The sequence below is a fragment of the Pseudomonas sp. TE3899 genome (assembly GCF_056279105.1).
Genome location: NZ_JBWBQR010000001.1, coordinates 1,632,210 through 1,649,494, shown reverse-complemented (window position 1 = coordinate 1,649,494; position 17,285 = coordinate 1,632,210). Strand labels below are relative to the sequence as shown.

At 60.7% G+C, this 17,285-nt stretch carries 13 protein-coding genes; 6 read left to right on the top strand and 7 right to left on the bottom strand.

Annotated elements, in window-relative coordinates; translation table 11 throughout:
- Positions 1-218: 218 nt before the first annotated feature.
- A complete protein-coding gene (locus ACZ89E_RS07365) occupies positions 219-1,754 on the bottom strand; it encodes an EAL domain-containing protein (protein WP_476255240.1) in 1,536 nt (511 codons plus the stop codon).
- A gap of 23 nt (positions 1,755-1,777) precedes the next feature.
- Positions 1,778-2,671 carry a LysR family transcriptional regulator gene (locus tag ACZ89E_RS07360; RefSeq protein WP_476255239.1) on the bottom strand — a complete coding sequence of 298 codons (894 nt, stop codon included), beginning with the start codon at positions 2,669-2,671 and terminating at the stop codon, positions 1,778-1,780.
- Positions 2,672-2,740: 69 nt separating this feature from the next.
- Between ACZ89E_RS07360 and ACZ89E_RS07355 the strand changes: the two genes are divergently transcribed.
- Both ACZ89E_RS07355 and hppD read left to right on the top strand, forming a co-directional pair.
- A complete protein-coding gene (locus ACZ89E_RS07355; protein WP_476255238.1) occupies positions 2,741-3,685 on the top strand; it encodes a DMT family transporter in 945 nt (314 codons plus the stop codon).
- Between the two features lie 252 nt (positions 3,686-3,937).
- Positions 3,938-5,014, top strand: a complete 1,077-nt coding sequence (gene hppD / locus ACZ89E_RS07350; RefSeq protein WP_463257298.1) for a 4-hydroxyphenylpyruvate dioxygenase — start codon at positions 3,938-3,940, stop codon at positions 5,012-5,014.
- Between the two features lie 151 nt (positions 5,015-5,165).
- On the opposite strand, the gene rarD is transcribed toward hppD, so the two are convergent.
- The 3 genes from rarD to ACZ89E_RS07335 all read right to left on the bottom strand — a co-directional run bounded on the left by rarD (position 5,166) and on the right by ACZ89E_RS07335 (position 8,877).
- Positions 5,166-6,053 (bottom strand): EamA family transporter RarD, encoded by an 888-nt coding sequence (gene rarD, locus ACZ89E_RS07345; RefSeq protein WP_463257299.1) that lies wholly within the window; start codon positions 6,051-6,053, stop codon positions 5,166-5,168.
- Between the two features lie 257 nt (positions 6,054-6,310).
- A complete protein-coding gene (locus ACZ89E_RS07340) occupies positions 6,311-7,324 on the bottom strand; it encodes an aldo/keto reductase (protein ID WP_149661736.1) in 1,014 nt (337 codons plus the stop codon).
- Positions 7,325-7,566: 242 nt separating this feature from the next.
- The gene (locus ACZ89E_RS07335) at positions 7,567-8,877 is read right to left on the bottom strand and encodes an MFS transporter (protein ID WP_463257300.1); all 1,311 of its coding nucleotides are present in this window, start codon (positions 8,875-8,877) and stop codon (positions 7,567-7,569) included.
- A 170-nt stretch (positions 8,878-9,047) separates the two neighbouring features.
- Between ACZ89E_RS07335 and ACZ89E_RS07330 the strand changes: the two genes are divergently transcribed.
- The 4 genes from ACZ89E_RS07330 to ACZ89E_RS07315 all read left to right on the top strand — a co-directional run bounded on the left by ACZ89E_RS07330 (position 9,048) and on the right by ACZ89E_RS07315 (position 14,760).
- Complete coding sequence (locus ACZ89E_RS07330) at positions 9,048-10,160, top strand: sugar diacid recognition domain-containing protein (protein WP_149661739.1); 1,113 nt, start codon at positions 9,048-9,050, stop codon at positions 10,158-10,160.
- 227 nt (positions 10,161-10,387) lie between these two features.
- Entirely contained in the window at positions 10,388-11,530 is a 1,143-nt protein-coding gene (locus ACZ89E_RS07325; protein WP_476255237.1) for a glycerate kinase, read from the top strand.
- Between the two features lie 376 nt (positions 11,531-11,906).
- A complete protein-coding gene (locus ACZ89E_RS07320) occupies positions 11,907-13,532 on the top strand; it encodes a methyl-accepting chemotaxis protein (protein WP_476255236.1) in 1,626 nt (541 codons plus the stop codon).
- Positions 13,533-13,572: 40 nt separating this feature from the next.
- On the top strand, positions 13,573-14,760 hold the full coding sequence (locus tag ACZ89E_RS07315; protein WP_476255235.1) for a pyridoxal phosphate-dependent aminotransferase: 1,188 nt from the start codon (positions 13,573-13,575) through the stop codon (positions 14,758-14,760).
- Positions 14,761-14,895: 135 nt separating this feature from the next.
- Here the strand turns inward: ACZ89E_RS07315 and ACZ89E_RS07310 are convergent, their stop codons facing one another.
- Together ACZ89E_RS07310 and ACZ89E_RS07305 are read right to left on the bottom strand one after the other, a co-directional pair.
- Positions 14,896-15,873: an NAD(P)-dependent oxidoreductase gene (locus ACZ89E_RS07310; RefSeq protein ID WP_476255234.1), complete on the bottom strand. Its 978-nt coding sequence runs from the start codon at positions 15,871-15,873 to the stop codon at positions 14,896-14,898.
- 21 nt (positions 15,874-15,894) lie between these two features.
- Complete coding sequence (locus ACZ89E_RS07305; RefSeq protein WP_149661744.1) at positions 15,895-17,193, bottom strand: MFS transporter; 1,299 nt, start codon at positions 17,191-17,193, stop codon at positions 15,895-15,897.
- Between the last annotated feature and the right edge of the window lie 92 nt (positions 17,194-17,285).

The following is a 17,285-nucleotide window of genomic DNA, read 5'->3' as shown; positions in this document are numbered from 1 at the left end:
TACTCCAATAGTGTGTTTGGCTGATACCAACCGCAAACAAAGCTATAAGCCAAGAGCCTTGAAGCGACTCGGTGATAATGGCTCACCTGCCAATCTTGCGCAGGCAAGAAAAATTGTAGTAGTTAATCGTCCAAGAGTAAATCCTGTCTTTTTCTTCATGTAACAACAGCAGTCTTTTGATTCAATTTGGTGCAACATTTTGTTATTTGCCCAGCCAGTTAATGGTGACTTAATGCATTAATGAAGTCCGCGCCGGGCATTGGCCGACCGAACAGGTAGCCTTGCAGGAAGTTCACGTTGTGCGCTGTCAGGTAATCGCTTTGCTCTTGGGTTTCCACACCTTCGGCAACAATTCCCAGGTCCAGCTTGGCCGAGAGTTCGATGATGCTGTCCAGAATATGCCGGGAAAGCGCATCGGCACCGATCATGGCGACGAAGCTCTGATCGATTTTCAGGAAGTCCACGTTGAATTGGCGCAAGTACCCCAGACTTGAATGGCCGGTGCCGAAATCATCGATCGCGATCATCACGCCCAACCCGTGAAGTTGCTCGAACAACTGATGAGTCAGGGCCGTCGGTTCGATCAGTTCGCGCTCGGTCAGCTCCAGCACCAGGCTGATGCTATCCGGCGCAAAAGCACCGAGAAACGTTCGGCAATCCTCCACCAGTTCCAGGTCTTGGCAATGGCTGGCGGTAATGTTGATGCCAATATGAAACGGGCTGTCGAAGGAGGCCGATATCGGTGCCAACAGTGCGGCGGTCTGCTGCATCAATGAACGGGTCATGGGTACGATCAACCCCGAGTGTTCGGCAAACGGGATAAACAGATCCGGCCGCACCAAACCTTCCTTGGGATGACTCCAACGCATCAGCACCTCGGCGCCGCTCCATTTTTTAGTGTCGCCATGCACCACCGGTTGAAAATACGGAATGAACTCACCGGCCTCCAGTGCGCGCTGCAACTCAACGCTCGGCGACGAAGCACGCTTTTGCAGGATGTGCCCGATCGAGCCCGACACCACGCCAAAAAAAATCAGCAGGCTGAACAGCGGCGGGTACTCGCTGCGCATATAACGCCAGGTCTCACCCTCGGGAAAACCGGCGGCCACGGTAAACGCATACTGCTTGGAAACCCGCACGCTTTGCGCCACCGGCAAGACGGGCAGGGCGCCGTCCCGGACTTTGCCGTCGGCGGCCAACCAGTGATTGCCCACTTGCAGCAACAGCGACGTCTGGCGGCCGATCAACCGCAGCACGTTACTCAGGTGATAACCGTCGAGGGTGGTCAGCGCGCCCTTTTTTTCATCACTGAGGCGATAGACCAGCAGCGCGGTGTTGGGCGTGACCGGGTTGCCATTCATCAACCACAACTGGCCTTGGGTGTAGTCGCCGGGGTTGACCTTCTCCTGATGTTCGCCGAACAACGAACTGCAATAAAGGTTGTTGTCGTACACCAGATTCGTGGAGCGCACGAAGGGGCGGCGGGTCACCTGTTCGCGCAGCGCCAGTGTGGCGTCGTTGCAACTACTGCCAGCCAGGGGCAGCAACACCCGCGCGGCCTCGGCAGTGTTGTCGAGCATCAGATTGAATTGGCGCAAGGCTTCATCGGCGGTTTGTTCGGTGCTTTGCTGCAACGCGCGCCCGGCTTGCATATAAAGGATGGCGAAGCCCAGCAGAACCGGGAGCACCCCGCTCAACACGGTCACAGCAATCCGGGTGCTGCGCTTGCGGCGGGATTTGACGGTTAGTGGCATCTGCGAAACCTGTGGCGATGAAACTAGGAGGATAGATGGCCGTTCGCGCTTTGGCTCAGGCCGGATGCCAGCGAAATAAAAGCCAGAGTCGCCGGCGAAGACTGACGCTGGTCCAGCACCGCCAATCCGACCTGGCGCCTGACCGGTGGCGACAGCGGACGTTTCACATAGCGGCGATCGGCGTCCTGCGGCAATGAGCTTTCGGCGACGACAGTCAGTGCATCGCCACGGCCCACGGTGTCGAGGGTGCTGAGCAACTGTGAGCAGCGGTAACGGATGTTCGGCGTCAGCCTGGCGGCGTTGAACAGCCGGGAAACCAGCTCCGAAGAACCGGCCTCGGTCAACACGAAGGGGTCATGGCACAAGTCGCGCAAACTCAAGCTTTTGCGCGCCGTCAGCGGATGATCGGCGGGCAGCAGCGCGACCATCTGATCTTCCATCAGCGCAAACGTGTCGAAACGGTCCTCGGGCAATACCACGAAACCAATGTCGATGCGCCGCTCTTCAAGCCACTGAATCACCTGGCGATCCGGGCCTTCATCGACGTGCACTTCGATGCCGGGATGCGCTGCGCGGTACTGCTGCAAGATCAGCGGCAGTAACTTGATCGATGACGTCGGGCCGAACGAACCGATGCGCAACGTGCCGCGTTTCATACCACGAGCATCGGCGGCTTCCTGGCGCAGGGTGTTGGCCAACCCGAGCATGGCCCGGGCGCGCAGCAACAGTTGCTGGCCGATGTCGCTGAGTTCGACCTGGGACTGATGCCGGCGCAGCAACTCGACGCCCAGTTCCTGTTCCAGCGCCTTGAGCGCATGGGACACCGCCGATTGCGAGATGCCCAGGCGATTGGCGGCGGCGGTGAAGCCGTGCAGTTCGGCCACCAGGGAGAAGATTTCCAGTTGGGTCAGGGTCATGAGTGTTTACTCATTTTACGATGATCAGGTATTAGCCGGATCATACGGCATCTGTGCTTCGGGTGACCTATGAGTAGCTATGAGCAAAACTGGACGAAACCGTCGGACGTGCCGGTGTATCTGAAGCTGGCGGCAGTGACGATGATCTGGGGCGGGACTTTCGTGGCCGGGCGTTTCCTCGCCGACAGCCTCAGCCCGTTGTTTGCCGCGAGCCTGCGGTTTTTGCTGGCCAGCGTGGCGTTGTTGCTGTTTGTGCTACTGGCCCGGATGCCGCTGGTGCGGCCCAGCGCCAGGCAGTGGCTGCAATTGGCGATGCTGGGGTTCTTCGGGATCTTCTTCTACAACCTGTGCTTCTTTTACGGGCTGCATTACATCAACGCCTCACGGGCGTCGTTGATCGTGGCGTTGAACCCGGCGGTGATTGGCCTGGCATCCTGGCTGTTATTCAAGGAACGCCTGAAGCGGGCGAAAGTGGCAGGGATTGCGATCTGCATCGCCGGGGCAGGGCTGGTGATTGTCAGCCGCAACCCGCAACTGCTGGCGGCTAATGCCGACGCGTGGATTGGCGATCTGCTGATCTTCGGCTGCGTGCTGAGTTGGGGGGTCTACTCGTTGTTTTCCAAGGGCCTGAATCAAACGCTGGGGCCGGTGCAAACGGTGACCTATTCGATCCTGTTGGGCACGGCGATGCTTTGGCTCACCAGTGCGGTGCGCGGCGAGTTGAGTGTCGAGGCGCTCATCCGCCTGGGGCCGCAACAATGGCTGAGCCTGATGTACCAGGGCGTACTCGGCTCGGCGCTGGCCTACATCGGCTATTACGACGGCATTCGCAAAATCGGCGCGACCCGTTCCGGCGTGTTCATTGCCTTGAATCCGTTGACCGCCGTCATCCTGGGCGCATTGCTGTTGGGCGAACAACTGACCTTGCCGATGGGCCTGGGCGGCGGGCTGATCCTGGCGGGGATTTACCTGTGCAACAAACCGCTTGCGCAGCCTGTGAAAAAGGGGATTTGATACAGAAGGCGGACAAACCGTTTTACGCTGTGTAGAATCGGGTTACGCATACAATAATAAACGACTTCTGACACCAGAAGCCTCGCCCGCAAGAGCCTTGGGTCGACAATGAAGAGTTTTGGGTTTCAACTGATCTACGGTGACTTCCTCGCCCGCAGCGTGCGCGGCATCTCCTGCGCGCCGCCCGCCAGTCTCAGCATTGCTAGCAACTAACGATCCGTTAATTCTAAAAATGATGATGAGGCGCCAACCATGGCAGATTTATACGAAAACCCAATGGGCCTGATGGGCTTTGAATTCATTGAGTTCGCATCGCCGACCCCGAACACCCTGGAGCCGATCTTCGAGATCATGGGCTTCACCAAGGTCGCGACCCACCGTTCCAAAGACGTGCATCTGTATCGCCAGGGCCAGATCAACCTGATCCTCAACAACGAACCCCACAGCGTCGCTTCGTACTTCGCGGCCGAGCATGGTCCGTCGGTGTGCGGCATGGCGTTCCGCGTCAAGAACGCCCAACAAGCGTTTGCCCGTGCCCTGGAACTCGGCGCCCAGCCGATTCATATCGAAACCGGCCCGATGGAACTGAACCTGCCGGCGATCAAAGGCATCGGCGGTGCACCGCTGTACCTGATCGACCGTTTCGGCGAAGGCAGCTCGATCTACGACATCGACTTCGTGTTCATCGACGGCGTGGACCGCAATCCGGAAGGGGCGGGCCTGAAGATTATCGATCACCTGACCCACAACGTGTATCGCGGGCGTATGGCCTACTGGGCCAACTTCTACGAGAAGCTGTTCAACTTCCGCGAAATCCGTTACTTCGACATCAAGGGCGAATACACCGGCCTGACTTCCAAGGCCATGACCGCGCCGGATGGCATGATCCGCATCCCGTTGAACGAAGAATCGTCCAAGGGCGCCGGGCAGATCGAAGAGTTCCTGATGCAGTTCAATGGCGAAGGCATCCAGCACGTCGCGTTCCTCAGCGATAACCTGATCGACACCTGGGATCGCCTGAAGAAAATCGGCATGCGCTTCATGACCGCGCCACCGGAAACCTATTACGAAATGCTCGAAGGCCGTTTGCCGAACCATGGCGAGCCGGTTGATCAACTGCAATCGCGCGGGATTTTGCTGGACGGCTCGTCCGAGTCGGGCGACCGCCGCCTGCTGCTGCAGATCTTCTCGGAAACCCTGATGGGCCCGGTGTTCTTCGAATTCATCCAGCGTAAAGGCGACGATGGTTTCGGCGAGGGTAACTTCAAGGCGTTGTTCGAATCGATCGAGCGCGATCAGGTTCGTCGTGGCGTACTGTCCACCGAGTAAGCCACCGCAGATGTAAAAAAGCCCGGTCAGCAGCAATGCTGGCCGGGCTTTTCTTTGGCTGATACATCCCCCTGTAGGAGCGAGGCTTGCCCGCGAAGCTTTTTGGCGCCTTCAAGGACGCCTTCGCGGGCAAGCCTCGCTCCTACATTATTTACATAGGCTTGCGGCGCTGCCGGACCAGATGCTTGAACCCTTCAAACACCAACACCACCACCGCCAGCCAGATCGGAATGTAGGTCAGCCATTCCCCAGGCTTGATACTTTCCCCCAACAGCAACGCCACCCCCAGCAACAGCACCGGTTCGACATAGCTCAGCAAGCCGAAAAGACTGAACGGCAACAAGCGGCTGGCGATGATGTACACCACCAGCGCCGAAGCACTGATCAACCCGAGTACAGGGATCAGCAGCGATAGCCATGGGTATTGATCGAACACGACGAAACCCTGCTCACCGCCCCAGACGAACCAGAATGCCACCGGCAGCATCAAGGTCATGTCCAGCCACAAACCGCCGAGGTTGTCGGTGGTCAGCCATTTGCGCAACACGAAGTACAGGGGATAACCGACGACCACCAGCAGCGTCGCCCAGGAGAAACCGCCGACCTGATACAACTCGTTGAGCACGCCGAGGGAGGCGAAAAACACGGCGACTTTTTGCAAGTAGGACAAACGCTCGCCATAAGCGATGCGCCCGGTCAGCACCATCGCCAGCGGCAACAGGAAATAGCCCAGCGACACGTCGAGGCTGTAGCCGTTAAGCGGTGCCCACATGAACAGCCAGAGTTGCAGGCCAAGTAGCGTCGCCGAGACGACCAGACCGGCGAACAACTTGGGTTTACCGCCCAGGCGCTTGAGGATGTCGAGCGAGCGCCGCCATTCACCGGACACCAGCATGAACACTGTCATGCAGGGCACGGTCAGCAGCATCCGCCAGCCGAAGATTTCTACGCCGCTCAAGGGCGTGAGCAGCGAGGTGTAGTAATACATGACGGCAAACAGCACCGAGGCTGTGACCGATAAAGCGATACCTTTAGACAAACTGTCCTCGCGGGGTTGAACGTGAAACGGGGGGCGGAGGATACGTGGTTTTAGCTTAGAACATTGTCTGATTGATCAAGATCGTTCACAGATGATCGTTCCCACGCTCTGCGTAGGAACGATCAAACCGGGATTTGGCGAACGCCACAGTTCCCTTGTAGGAGCGAAGCTTGCTCGCGAAAGCGGACTTCCAGCCAACATCGATGTTGGATATGAAGACGTCTTCGCGAGCAAGCTTCGCTCCCACAGGGTGTGTGTCAGCTGTTGCGGGGTTTACGGCCCGAGACGAAATGGCTCACGTCATTGAAGCCCGGTGTCGAGGAGTGGCCCGGTGTCACCAGCGAGTCAATGAACGCCTCATCTTCCGCCGTGATCTTCACCGTCTGCGCCTTGGTGTAGGCGTCCCACTGTTCCTCGGTGCGCGGCCCGACGATGGCTGAGGTGACGGCGCTGTTATTGATCACCCAGGCAATGGCGAATTCGACGATGCCCACGCCACGGCCCTGGGTGTATTGCTGGATCTGCTGGGCGATGCGCAGCGACTCGACGCGCCATTCGGTTTCGAGGATGCGTTTGTCTTGGCGCCCGGCGCGGCTGTTGGCGTCCGGCGTGACGTCCGGTGCGTATTTGCCGCTGAGCACGCCGCGCGCCAATGGGCTGTAAGGCACCACGCCGAGGCCATAGGCGTGGGCGGCGGTGATCTGTTCGGTTTCAGCCTGGCGATTGACGATGTTGTACAACGGCTGGCTGATCACCGGCCGGTCGACGCCAAGCTTGTCGGCCACGCGAATGACTTCGGCGATGCGCCAGCCACGGTAGTTGGACAGGCCCCAATAGCGGATCTTGCCTTGGCGGATCAGGTCGCCGATGGCCGAGATCGTCACTTCGAGCGGCGTGTTGTGGTCTTCGCGGTGCAGGTAATAGATGTCGACATAGTCGGTGCCCAGGCGGGTCAGGCTGGCATCGATGCCGTTGAAAATGTGCTTGCGGCTGAGGCCGCTGCGGTTCGGCACGCCGTCCACCGGGCCGAAACCGACCTTGGTGGCGAGCACCCATTCGTGACGGTTGCCGGCAATCGCCTCACCGACGATCTCTTCGGAGCGGCCGCCGGTATAGACGTCCGCGGTGTCGATGAAGTTGATGCCCTGGTCCCAGGCCTTGTCGATGATCCGCAGGGAATCTTCGGTGCTGGTCTGTTCGCCGAACATCATGGTGCCCAGGGTCAATGTAGAGACTTGCAGACCCGAATGACCCAACGTGCGGTAACTCATGACGAAATCCTTTTGCCGATGGAAAGGCGTCAATCAAATACCAGAACGGTGGCCGGGAGCAACCGGATTTATCGACACAACTCCATTTTGGCCAGGGGCAATAATCGGCCATTGTGGCGAGGGAGCTCGCTCCCGCTGGGCTGCGTAGCAGCCCCAAATTCTGCAAATATTCACGATTTTGCGAGTGCTGCGCACTCGAGCGGGAGCAAGCTCCCTCGCCACAAAAGCACCTTGCTTGCTCGTTAAACCTTCAACGTACGCGTCATCCGCAACGCCAGCACACTGCCGCAGACAATCACGCCCGCCAGCAGATACAACGCCGCATCGGTCGACCCGGTGCTGTCCTTGACCCAACCCACCAGATACGGGCTGAGGAAACCGGCCATTTGGCCCATGGAGTTGATCAACGCCAAACCGCCCGCCGCCGCACCGGCACTCAGCAGCGCGGTCGGCACTGGCCAGAACATCGGCAGGCCGGTGAGGGCGCCCATGGTCGCGATGGTTAAACCAAGAATCGCAATCGCCGGCGTCGTGGCGAAGTTCACCGCGATCAGCAGACCGACCGCGCCCATCAACATCGGCACCACCAAATGCCAGCGCCGCTCTTTGCGCAAGTCCGCCGAACGACCGACCAGCAACATGAACATCGCCGCCAGCAGGTAGGGAATCGCACTCAACCAGCCAATCACCAGGTTATCGCTGAATCCCAGGTTCTTGATGATCGACGGCAGCCAGAAGTTGATCGCATAAACACCGCTCTGGATGCAGAAATAGATCAAGCCGAACGCCCAGATCGCCGGGTTCTTGAACACCGCCAGCAGCGAATCGGTGGTGGTTTTCGGCTTGTTGGCCAGGTCTTGCGCGTGGTCCGCTTCCAGTACCGAACGCTCGAACGGCGTCAACCACTTGGCATTGGCGTAACTGTCGCTGAGCAGGAAGTAGGCGAGGGCGCCGAGGATTACGGTTGGGATCCCTTGCAGTAAAAACATCCACTGCCAGCCGGCCAAACCCGCCTGGCCCGCGCCGAAGTGATTGAGGATCCAGCCGGAAAACGGGCTGCCAAGCAGACCGGACACCGGGATCGCCGACATGAACAGCGCCATGATGCGGCCACGGCGGAAGGTCGGGAACCACTGCGAGAGATAGAGCACCACGCCCGGGAAGAACCCGGCTTCGGCCGCGCCGGTGAACAGACGCAAGGTGTAGAACTCGGTGGGCGTGGTGACGAACAGCAGGCAGGTCGAGAGCGAACCCCAGACAATCATCATCAGCGCAATCCAGCGCCGTGGGCCGAATTTGGTCAGGGCCAGGTTGCTCGGTACGCCACACAATACGTAGCCGATAAAGAAGATCCCGGCGCCGAGGCCGTACACGGTTTCACTGAATTTCAGGGCGTCGAGCATCTGCAGCTTGGCGAATCCAACGTTGACCCGGTCGAGGTAGTTGAACAAGTAGCAGATGAAGATGAAGGGGATCAATCGAAGGGTAATACGTTTGTAGACGGCGTTTTTTTCGTCAGCAATGGTCTGGGTAACGGCTGCGCTCTGTGACATGGCGGGCTCTCTCTTTATTATGATTTTTTGCGATGCAAAGGGTAACGTTGATCGCCCTGTGAGTCTCGGCCACCGCTTGGGTGGTTGTCTTTGTGCCTGAGCACAGGGTTTGCCCACAAGGCCTGTGCGGGTGAACAACCCGTCCCTCCACGCTTTCAAGGATCTGCCCAATGTTTGAACTCGATCACGACCTGGCCCAGGACATCGTCGACCGGGCCATGGCCATCCTGCCGTACAACGTCAACGTCATGGACAGCCAGGGGCTGATCCTCGGCAGCGGCGAGCCCGAGCGGATCAACACCCGCCACGAAGGCGCGCAACTGGTGCTGGCCAACGGGCGCGTGGTGGAGATCGACGCGCAAACCGCGATTCACCTCAAAGGCGTGCAGCCGGGGATCAACCTGCCGTTGTTGCTCGATCAGCGGCTGATCGGCGTGCTCGGCATCACCGGCGAACCCGAGCAGTTGCGCACCTACGCCGAGCTGGTGCGCATGACCGCCGAGATGCTGGTGGGCCAGCGCAATCAGCAGGCGGAACAGCAATGGCGACGCCAGCGTTGCGATGATTTGCTCGCCTTGTTGTTGACCGACGCGGGGGATTCGCCGCGTCTGGTGGATGAGGCGCAACAATTGGGCCTCAAGCCGCAGCTATCGCGGGTGCCGTATCTGTTCGAGTTGGGCCTGGAACACGGGCCGGGGCAGACCGTCGAAGCCCTCAGCGCCTGGCTGATCAGCCGTTATCCCGACAGTTGGTGTGTCAGCTCCGCCAAGTCCTCGCTGCTGTGGTGCCGGCCGGCGAGCCAGGCGATCGAGCATGAACGGTTGCTGGAAAAACTCGATGGCCTGGGCTGGAACATTTTGCGCATCGCCGTGGGCGGGCAGGCCGATGGGTTGCCGGGGTTGCGCCGCTGCTATCGCCGGGTCGGTGATCTGCTGGCCTATGGACGCGATGTGTTGCCGCGCTCGCGGTTGCTGAGGCTGAACCGTTATCGGCTGCCAGTGATGCTCTGGCGGCATCGCAACGACGACGCGCTGGACGAGTTGCTCAAGCCGTTGCGCAAAGTCATCGCCAAGGACAATAACGGTCAATTGCTGGCGACCCTGCGTTGCTGGTGCGACCACGATGGGCAAAGCCAGGCGTGTGCGGATGCGTTGGGGATTCATCGCAACAGTCTGCGTTATCGCATGGAAAGGATTGCCGAGTTGAGTGGGGTTGATCCGTTGCGGCTGGACGGGATGCTGGCGTTGTACCTTGGGGTGCAGTTGCTGCCGCAAACGGAGTGAAAGATGTGGCGACTATATGGACGCCTTCGCGGGCAAGCCTCGCTCCTACAGGGATCGCGGCGCTCGCTCTTGTAGGAGCGAGGCTTGCCCGCGAAGAGGCCCTCCCAGCCACCACAATCTCGGGTTTGTAGAAATGAACAATAAACGCCCCCCGCGCTTGTGCAGCGGACCGGCGTCATCCCTCCGGGCAACTGGCAGCATGGATGCATTGAAAACGGAGAATTCTCATGAAAATCGTCATCGCCCCCGATTCGTTCAAGGACAGCCTGAGTGCCCAAGGCGTCGCCGATGCTATCGCGCTGGGATTGGCCGAGGTCTGGCCGCAGGCGCAGTTGGTCAAGTGCCCGATGGCCGACGGCGGGGAAGGGACGGTCGAATCGATTCTGGCGGCGTGTGCGGGTGAATTGCGCCGCACAGCCGTGCGCGGCCCGTTGGGGGCAACGGTTGACGCCGCGTGGGGCTGGCTGCCGCACAACCACATCGCGATCATCGAAATGGCCGAGGCCAGCGGTTTGCAATTGGTGCCGACGGCGCAGCGCGATGCCTGCGTCAGCAGCACTTTCGGCACCGGCGAACTGATCCGCGCCGCGCTGGATGCCGGGGCGCAGCGGGTGATCCTGGCGATTGGCGGTAGCGCCACCAACGACGCTGGCGCCGGGGCGATGCAGGCCCTGGGCGTCAAACTGTTCGATGCCCAGGGCCAAATCCTCGCGCCCGGTGGCCTGGCGCTGGCGCAACTGGCCCGCATTGACCTGAGCGACATCGATCCGCGCTTGAACGCGGTGCGCTTTGACATCGCTGCCGACGTCAACAATCCCCTGTGCGGACCCCACGGTGCCTCGGTGATTTTTGGCCCGCAGAAAGGTGCATCGCCGGCGCAGGTCCAGCAACTGGATCAGGCCCTTGGGCTGTTTGCTGATGTGTGCGCGCAAGTCTTGGACAAAGACGTGCGCGATGAACCGGGCAGCGGCGCGGCGGGTGGCCTGGGGTTCGCGGCCAAGGCGTTCCTGGGCGCGCAATTTCAGGCTGGTGTGGAAGTGGTCGCGGAACTGGTTGGCCTGGCCGAGGCGGTGGAGGGCGCGGACCTGGTGATTACCGGTGAAGGCCGATTCGATGCCCAGACCTTGCGCGGCAAGACGCCGTTTGGCGTGGCGCGGATTGCCTGCCGGCAAGGCGTGCCGGTCATCGTGATCGCAGGGACCTTGGGTGAGGGTTATCAGGAACTCTACGAGCACGGCATCGACGCCGCGTTTGCCCTGGCGAGCGGGCCGATGACGCTGGAGCAGGCGTGTGCCGAGGCGCCTCGGTTGTTGCGGGAGCGGGCGAGCGATATTGCGCGGGTTTGGCAGATCGCTTCCCAAAAGACCTGAACGCGATCCTCAGGGTAGAGCGTTTTTGTGGCGAGGGGGCTTGCCCCCGTTGGGGCGCGTAGCGGCCCCTGGCATTCTTTCAGTCATTCCGTGCAAGCAGGTTTAGCGCCTGCTTCGCAGGCGAACGGGGTAGAGCCCCCCTCGCCACAATGGACTCGCCTCTGCAGCACAGGTGTTTCGCCGCTGAAACACCCCTAACCCCCTTGAAATATTTTTCCACTTCCCCCGTAAAAATCCTCAAGCCCGGCCGATAACCCTCATAGGCGCGCACAAACCAACCATAACAGTGGCGCCAAGCTGATCCCGCCGGCCCCACGCCCGCCCGACAGCGACCACGGCACGGATGCTTCGACGCTCACCCCCCGAGAATCATCCTATGTCCCTGCGTAATCTGAATATCGCGCCTCGAGCGTTCCTCGGTTTTGCCTTCATCGCCTTGCTGGTGATCGTGCTGGGTGTGTTTGCGGTCAATCGCATGTCGATCATCCGCCAGTCCTCGGTCGACATGGGCAGCACCCAACTGCCCAGCGTCACCTTCCTGGGCAATGTCACCGAAAACATCCTGCGCATGCGCATTCTCTCGTTCCGCATTCTGGTTAACCGCGAGCCGGCCAGTCTGCAGGAAGCCGAAACGCGCATTGGCGTACTGACCGACAAGGCCCGCAAGGCGCAGGTCGCTTATGCCGCACTGCCGATGGGTCCTGACGAAGCGGCACTGTATAAAGTGTTCAGCACCACCCTCGACAATTACATGCAAGCCCAGCGGGAAATGCTCGACCTGTCGCGTCAGAACAAAGTCGATGAGATGCGCAGCCTGATCAATACGCGGATCAAGGAAGGCACCGACCTGATGGGCGAACAGCTCAATAAACTGGTGGCTTACAACATCGACGGCGCCAAAGCGGCGGGGACGGTTGCCGAAGACAACTACAACACCGCCGTGAACGGCATCATTGTCGTGTCAGTGGTGGCGGCGCTGATGACTGTGCTGCTGGCCTGGTTGTTAACCCGCAGCATCGTTACACCGTTGAACCGCGCGGTGCAGGCTGCCGAAACCATCGCCGGCGGTAACTTGACCAAAGCCATCGAAGTCGATGGCAAGGACGAACCGGCCCGCCTGCTCGGTGCCTTGTCCGTCATGCAGACCAACCTGCGCCAAACCATCGAGCAGATCGCCGGTTCCGCCACTCAATTGGGCGCCGCCGCCGAAGAGCTCAGCACCGTCACCGAAGAAGCCTCGCGCGGCCTGCAACAGCAGAACAACGAAATCGAACAAGCGGCCACCGCCGTCAATGAGATGACCGCCGCCGTGGAAGAAGTGGCGCGCAATGCGGTGTCGACTTCCGAAGCGTCGAACCAGTCGACCCAGGCCGCTCGCGAAGGCCGCAACCGCGTGGTGGAAACCGTCGACGCGATCCAGACCATGACCCACGACGTGCAAAACACCGCGACCATGATCGAAGGCCTGGCCGCACAAGGTCGCGACATCGGCAAGGTGCTGGACGTGATCCGCGCCATCGCCGAGCAAACCAACCTGCTGGCGCTCAACGCCGCCATCGAAGCCGCCCGTGCCGGTGAAGCCGGGCGTGGTTTTGCGGTGGTGGCAGACGAGGTCCGGGCCTTGGCCCATCGCACCGCGCAATCGACCCAGGAAATCGAAAAAATGGTCGCCGGCATCCAGAACGGCACCGGTGAAGCGGTGTCCTCGATGCAGCAAAGCAACCAGCGCACCCAAAGCACCCTGGAAATGGCCCGCGCCGCCGGTGTGGCCCTGGAGCAGATCACACAATCGATCCACCTGATCAACGAACGCAACCTGGTGATCGCCAGCGCCTCGGAAGAACAGGCCCAGGTGTCCCGCGAAGTCGACCGCAACCTGGTCAACATCCGCGACCTCGCCACTCAGTCCGCCGCCGGTGCCAACCAGACCAGCGCTGCCACCCACGAACTGTCGCGTCTGGCCGTGGATTTGAATGCGATGGTGGCGCGTTTTGTAATTTGAGATAGGGTTGAGTCTGGAGCACGCGCGACAGGAGACGTACATGCGCTATTCAGCCCTGACTCAACGTATTGCCGGTGACGGAGCGGCAGCCTGGAACATTCATGATCGAGCGCTGGAGATGCGCGAGCAGGGCATTGATGTGTTGCTGCTGACGGTGGGCGATCCGGATTTCGACACGCCCAGGCCCATCGTCCAGGCCGCCATCGACAGCCTCTTGGCCGGCGATACCCATTACTCGGATGTGCGTGGCACCCGGGCGTTGCGCAACAGCATCGCCAGTCGGCATCGACGCCGCAGCGGTCAGGCGGTGGATGCCGGGCATGTGATCGTGTTGCCGGGGGCGCAATGTGCGGTGTACTCGGTGGCGCAATGTTTGCTCGATCCGGGCGATGAAGTGATCGTCGCCGAACCGATGTACGTCACCTACGAAGGTGTCTTCGGCGCTTGCGGGGCGAAAGTGGTGCCGGTGGCGGTACGGCCGCAGAACGGTTTTCGCGTGGACCCGGCAGATGTCGCGGCGCTGATCACGGCCAAGACCCGGGTCATTTTGCTGAACAGTCCAAACAATCCTTCCGGCGCCAGCCTTTCATTGAAGCTCTGGCAGGAACTGGCGCTGCTCTGCGTTCGCCACGACTTGTGGCTGATCAGCGACGAGGTCTACAGCGACTTGCTGTACGAAGGCGAGCACGTCAGCCCCGCCAGTCTGCCCGGCATGGCCGAGCGCACGGCGATCATTAACAGCCTGTCCAAATCCCACGCCATGAGCGGTTGGCGCGTCGGTTGGGTGATCGGCCCCAAACCCTTGGCCGAACACTTGATGCACCTGTCGTTGTGCATGCTGTTTGGCATTCCGGATTTCGTGCAGAAAGCCGCGCAAGTGGCGCTGGATGGGGACCTGCCGGAGGTGGCGCAGATGCGCGAAGAGTATCGCCAGCGCCGGGACCTGGTGTGCGCGCGGTTGAGCGCGTGCCCGGGTATCCGGCCGATCGTGCCCGATGGCGGGATGTTCGTGATGGTCGATATACGCCCGACCGGGCTCTGCGCCCAGGGGTTTGCCGAGCGGCTGCTGGAGGGGTATGGCGTGTCGGTGCTGGCGGGCGAAGCCTTCGGGCCGAGTGCGGCGGGGCATATTCGCCTGGGGCTGGTGGTGGACCAGGTGAAACTGGCGGACGCGTGTCGGCGGATTGCGCGGTGTGCGGCGGATCTTCTGGAAGCGCGGCGGGCTTGACGGCCTCTTCGCGGGCAAGCCTCGCTCCTACAGGATCTGCGTAATTGATCGTTCCCACGCTCTGCGTGGGAATACCGCCTGGGACGCTCCGCGTTCCGCTTTTAGATGTGACGCGGAGCGTGGGAACGATCATCTTCAGCCTTTCCAGGCCAACCCATTCACAAGATTCACCGGCCGTTCTCCGGCCAACGCCATCAGCAGATTGTCCACCGCGCACTTGGCCATCGCCTCGCGCGTCTCATGGGTCGCCGAGCCAATGTGCGGCGTGGCCACCACGTTATCCAGCCGCAACAACGGCGACGCCGAATCCAGCGGCTCGCGCTCAAACACATCCAGCCCCGCCGCACGAATCTGCCCCTTGCGCAGGGCGTCAATCAGCGCAGCTTCGTCCACCACTTTGCCCCGGGAAATATTGATGAAGATCGTCTCCGGGCCCATCAAGGCAAACTGCTCAGCCCCGATCAACCCTTCGGTTTCAGCAGTCAGCGGCAAGGTCACGCACACGAAATCCGCCTCTTGCAACAGTTGCGGCAGACTGCGGTATTGCGCGTTGAAACGCTGTTCCACCGCCGGTTTCGGCGTGTGGCTGTGATAAATGACCGGCATGCCGAAGCCGAAATGCCCACGCTGGGCCAACGCCTCGCCGATGCGGCCCATGCCGATGATGCCCAAGGTCTTGCCATGCACATCGGTGCCGAACTGTGCCGGGCCAACGTTGCGCTTCCAGTGGCCGGCACGAACCATGTTCGCCAGTTCCACCACGCGGCGGGCACTGGCCAGGATCAACGCAAAACCGGTGTCAGCCGTGGTTTCGGTGAGCACGTCCGGGGTGTTGCTGAGCAGGATCCGGCGCTCGGTCAAATAATCGATGTCGTAGTTGTCGACACCCACCGAAACGCTGGCGATGGCTTCGAGATCGGGGGCCAGATCGAGTAATGCAGCGTCCAGCTTCAGACTGGCGCCGAGCAAGCCCTGGGCCTTGGGCAGGGCCTCGCGCATTTTGGCCAGGCCCTCGGCGTCGAGGCTGTCGATCAGGGTCACTTCAGTCTGCTCATGCAAGCGGGCCATCAGCAACGGCGAGAGTTTCTTGTACAGCACGACCTGCTTTTTCATCGTCATCGTCTCAACTTCAATTCAAGGGTGAGCAGGCACCGGCCGTTTCGCAACGGCCTTGGCCACGACCCGGTCACTGGCGCCGGGCTTGAGGAAAATTGTCAGTACTACCGAGAGCATCAACGCGCCGCTCATCAACAGATACGAAGCACCCGGCGAACCGGTGCTGCTGTTCAGGTAACCGACCAGATAGGAACCGCCAAACGAACCGAGGGCACCCATGCTGTTGATCAGCGCCATGGCGCCACCGGCGACGTTGGCGGGAAGGATTTCCGGGACGATCGCAAAGAACGGCCCATAAGGCGCATACATGCAGGCCCCTGCGATCACCAGCAAGGTGTAGGACCACCAGAAGTGTTCCGCACCCAAAGCGTATGAACCGTAGAACGCAATCGAGGCGATCAGCAACGGCGGCCACACAAAGCGTTTGCGCTTCTGCAACTTGTCCGAGCCCCAGGACACCGCGAGCATCCCAATCACCGCCGCCAGGTACGGCAGCGCCGAGAGCCAGCCGGCCTCGACCATGTCCATCTGCAAACCGGCCTTGAGGATCGACGGCAGCCACAGCACGAAGCCGTAGACGCCGATGCTCCAGCAGAAAAACTGCAGGGCCAGCACGATGACTTTCGGCGAGCGGAAGGCTTCGGCGTAGTTTTTCACCGCTTTGATCCCGACTTGTTCGGCCGCCAGGGCGCTTTCCAGGTCCTGTTTTTCCTGGTCGCTGAGCCACTTGGCCTGGGCTGGACGCTCGTCCGCCAGGCGCCACCAGATAAAGGCCCAGATCACCGCGGGCAAGCCTTCGATGATGAACATCCAGCGCCAGCTGAAATGCTGCACCAGATACCCCGATACCACCGACATCCACAGCATGGTCACCGGGTTGCCGAGGATCAGGAAGGTGTTGGCGCGCGAACGTTCGGCACGGGTGAACCAGTGGCACAGGTACACCAGCATCGCCGGCATCACCGCGGCTTCGACCACGCCGAGCATGAAGCGAATGACGATCAGCCAATAGGCACTGGATACGATCCCGGTCAGGGTCGCGAGGCCGCCCCAGAGGATCAGGCTGACGAAAATCAGCTTCTTCACGCTGTGTTTCTGCGCGTAGATCGCGCCCGGCACCTGGAAGAAAAAGTAGCCGAGGAAGAACAGTGCGCCGAGCATCGAGGACAGGCCCGGGGTGATCATCAGGTCTTCGGCCATCCCGGAGGCGGCGGCGAACCCGTAATTGGCGCGGTCCAGATACGCCAGGCTGTAGGTGATGAAGACGATGGGCATGATGTACCACCAGCGGCGGGTGGCGAGTGTTGCGGTTTTCATGATGGTGCTCCTGAGCTTGTTGTTTTTGTCGCAGCAGGTAACGGTGTTCGGTGATCGTTCCCACGCTCTGCGTGGGAATGCCTCTACGGACG

What these genes read in the sequence shown, in the direction of transcription:
- ACZ89E_RS07365 (WP_476255240.1), bottom strand. Translation starts at nt 1,754, where the DNA reads ATGCCACTAACCGTCAAATCCCGCCGCAAGCGCAGCACCCGGATTGCT.
- ACZ89E_RS07360 (WP_476255239.1), bottom strand. Translation starts at nt 2,671, where the DNA reads ATGACCCTGACCCAACTGGAAATCTTCTCCCTGGTGGCCGAACTGCAC.
- ACZ89E_RS07355 (WP_476255238.1), top strand. Translation starts at nt 2,741, where the DNA reads ATGAGTAGCTATGAGCAAAACTGGACGAAACCGTCGGACGTGCCGGTG.
- hppD (WP_463257298.1), top strand. Translation starts at nt 3,938, where the DNA reads ATGGCAGATTTATACGAAAACCCAATGGGCCTGATGGGCTTTGAATTC.
- ACZ89E_RS07340 (WP_149661736.1), bottom strand. Translation starts at nt 7,324, where the DNA reads ATGAGTTACCGCACGTTGGGTCATTCGGGTCTGCAAGTCTCTACATTG.
- ACZ89E_RS07335 (WP_463257300.1), bottom strand. Translation starts at nt 8,877, where the DNA reads ATGTCACAGAGCGCAGCCGTTACCCAGACCATTGCTGACGAAAAAAAC.
- ACZ89E_RS07330 (WP_149661739.1), top strand. Translation starts at nt 9,048, where the DNA reads ATGTTTGAACTCGATCACGACCTGGCCCAGGACATCGTCGACCGGGCC.
- ACZ89E_RS07325 (WP_476255237.1), top strand. Translation starts at nt 10,388, where the DNA reads ATGAAAATCGTCATCGCCCCCGATTCGTTCAAGGACAGCCTGAGTGCC.
- ACZ89E_RS07320 (WP_476255236.1), top strand. Translation starts at nt 11,907, where the DNA reads ATGTCCCTGCGTAATCTGAATATCGCGCCTCGAGCGTTCCTCGGTTTT.
- ACZ89E_RS07315 (WP_476255235.1), top strand. Translation starts at nt 13,573, where the DNA reads ATGCGCTATTCAGCCCTGACTCAACGTATTGCCGGTGACGGAGCGGCA.
- ACZ89E_RS07310 (WP_476255234.1), bottom strand. Translation starts at nt 15,873, where the DNA reads ATGAAAAAGCAGGTCGTGCTGTACAAGAAACTCTCGCCGTTGCTGATG.
- ACZ89E_RS07305 (WP_149661744.1), bottom strand. Translation starts at nt 17,193, where the DNA reads ATGAAAACCGCAACACTCGCCACCCGCCGCTGGTGGTACATCATGCCC.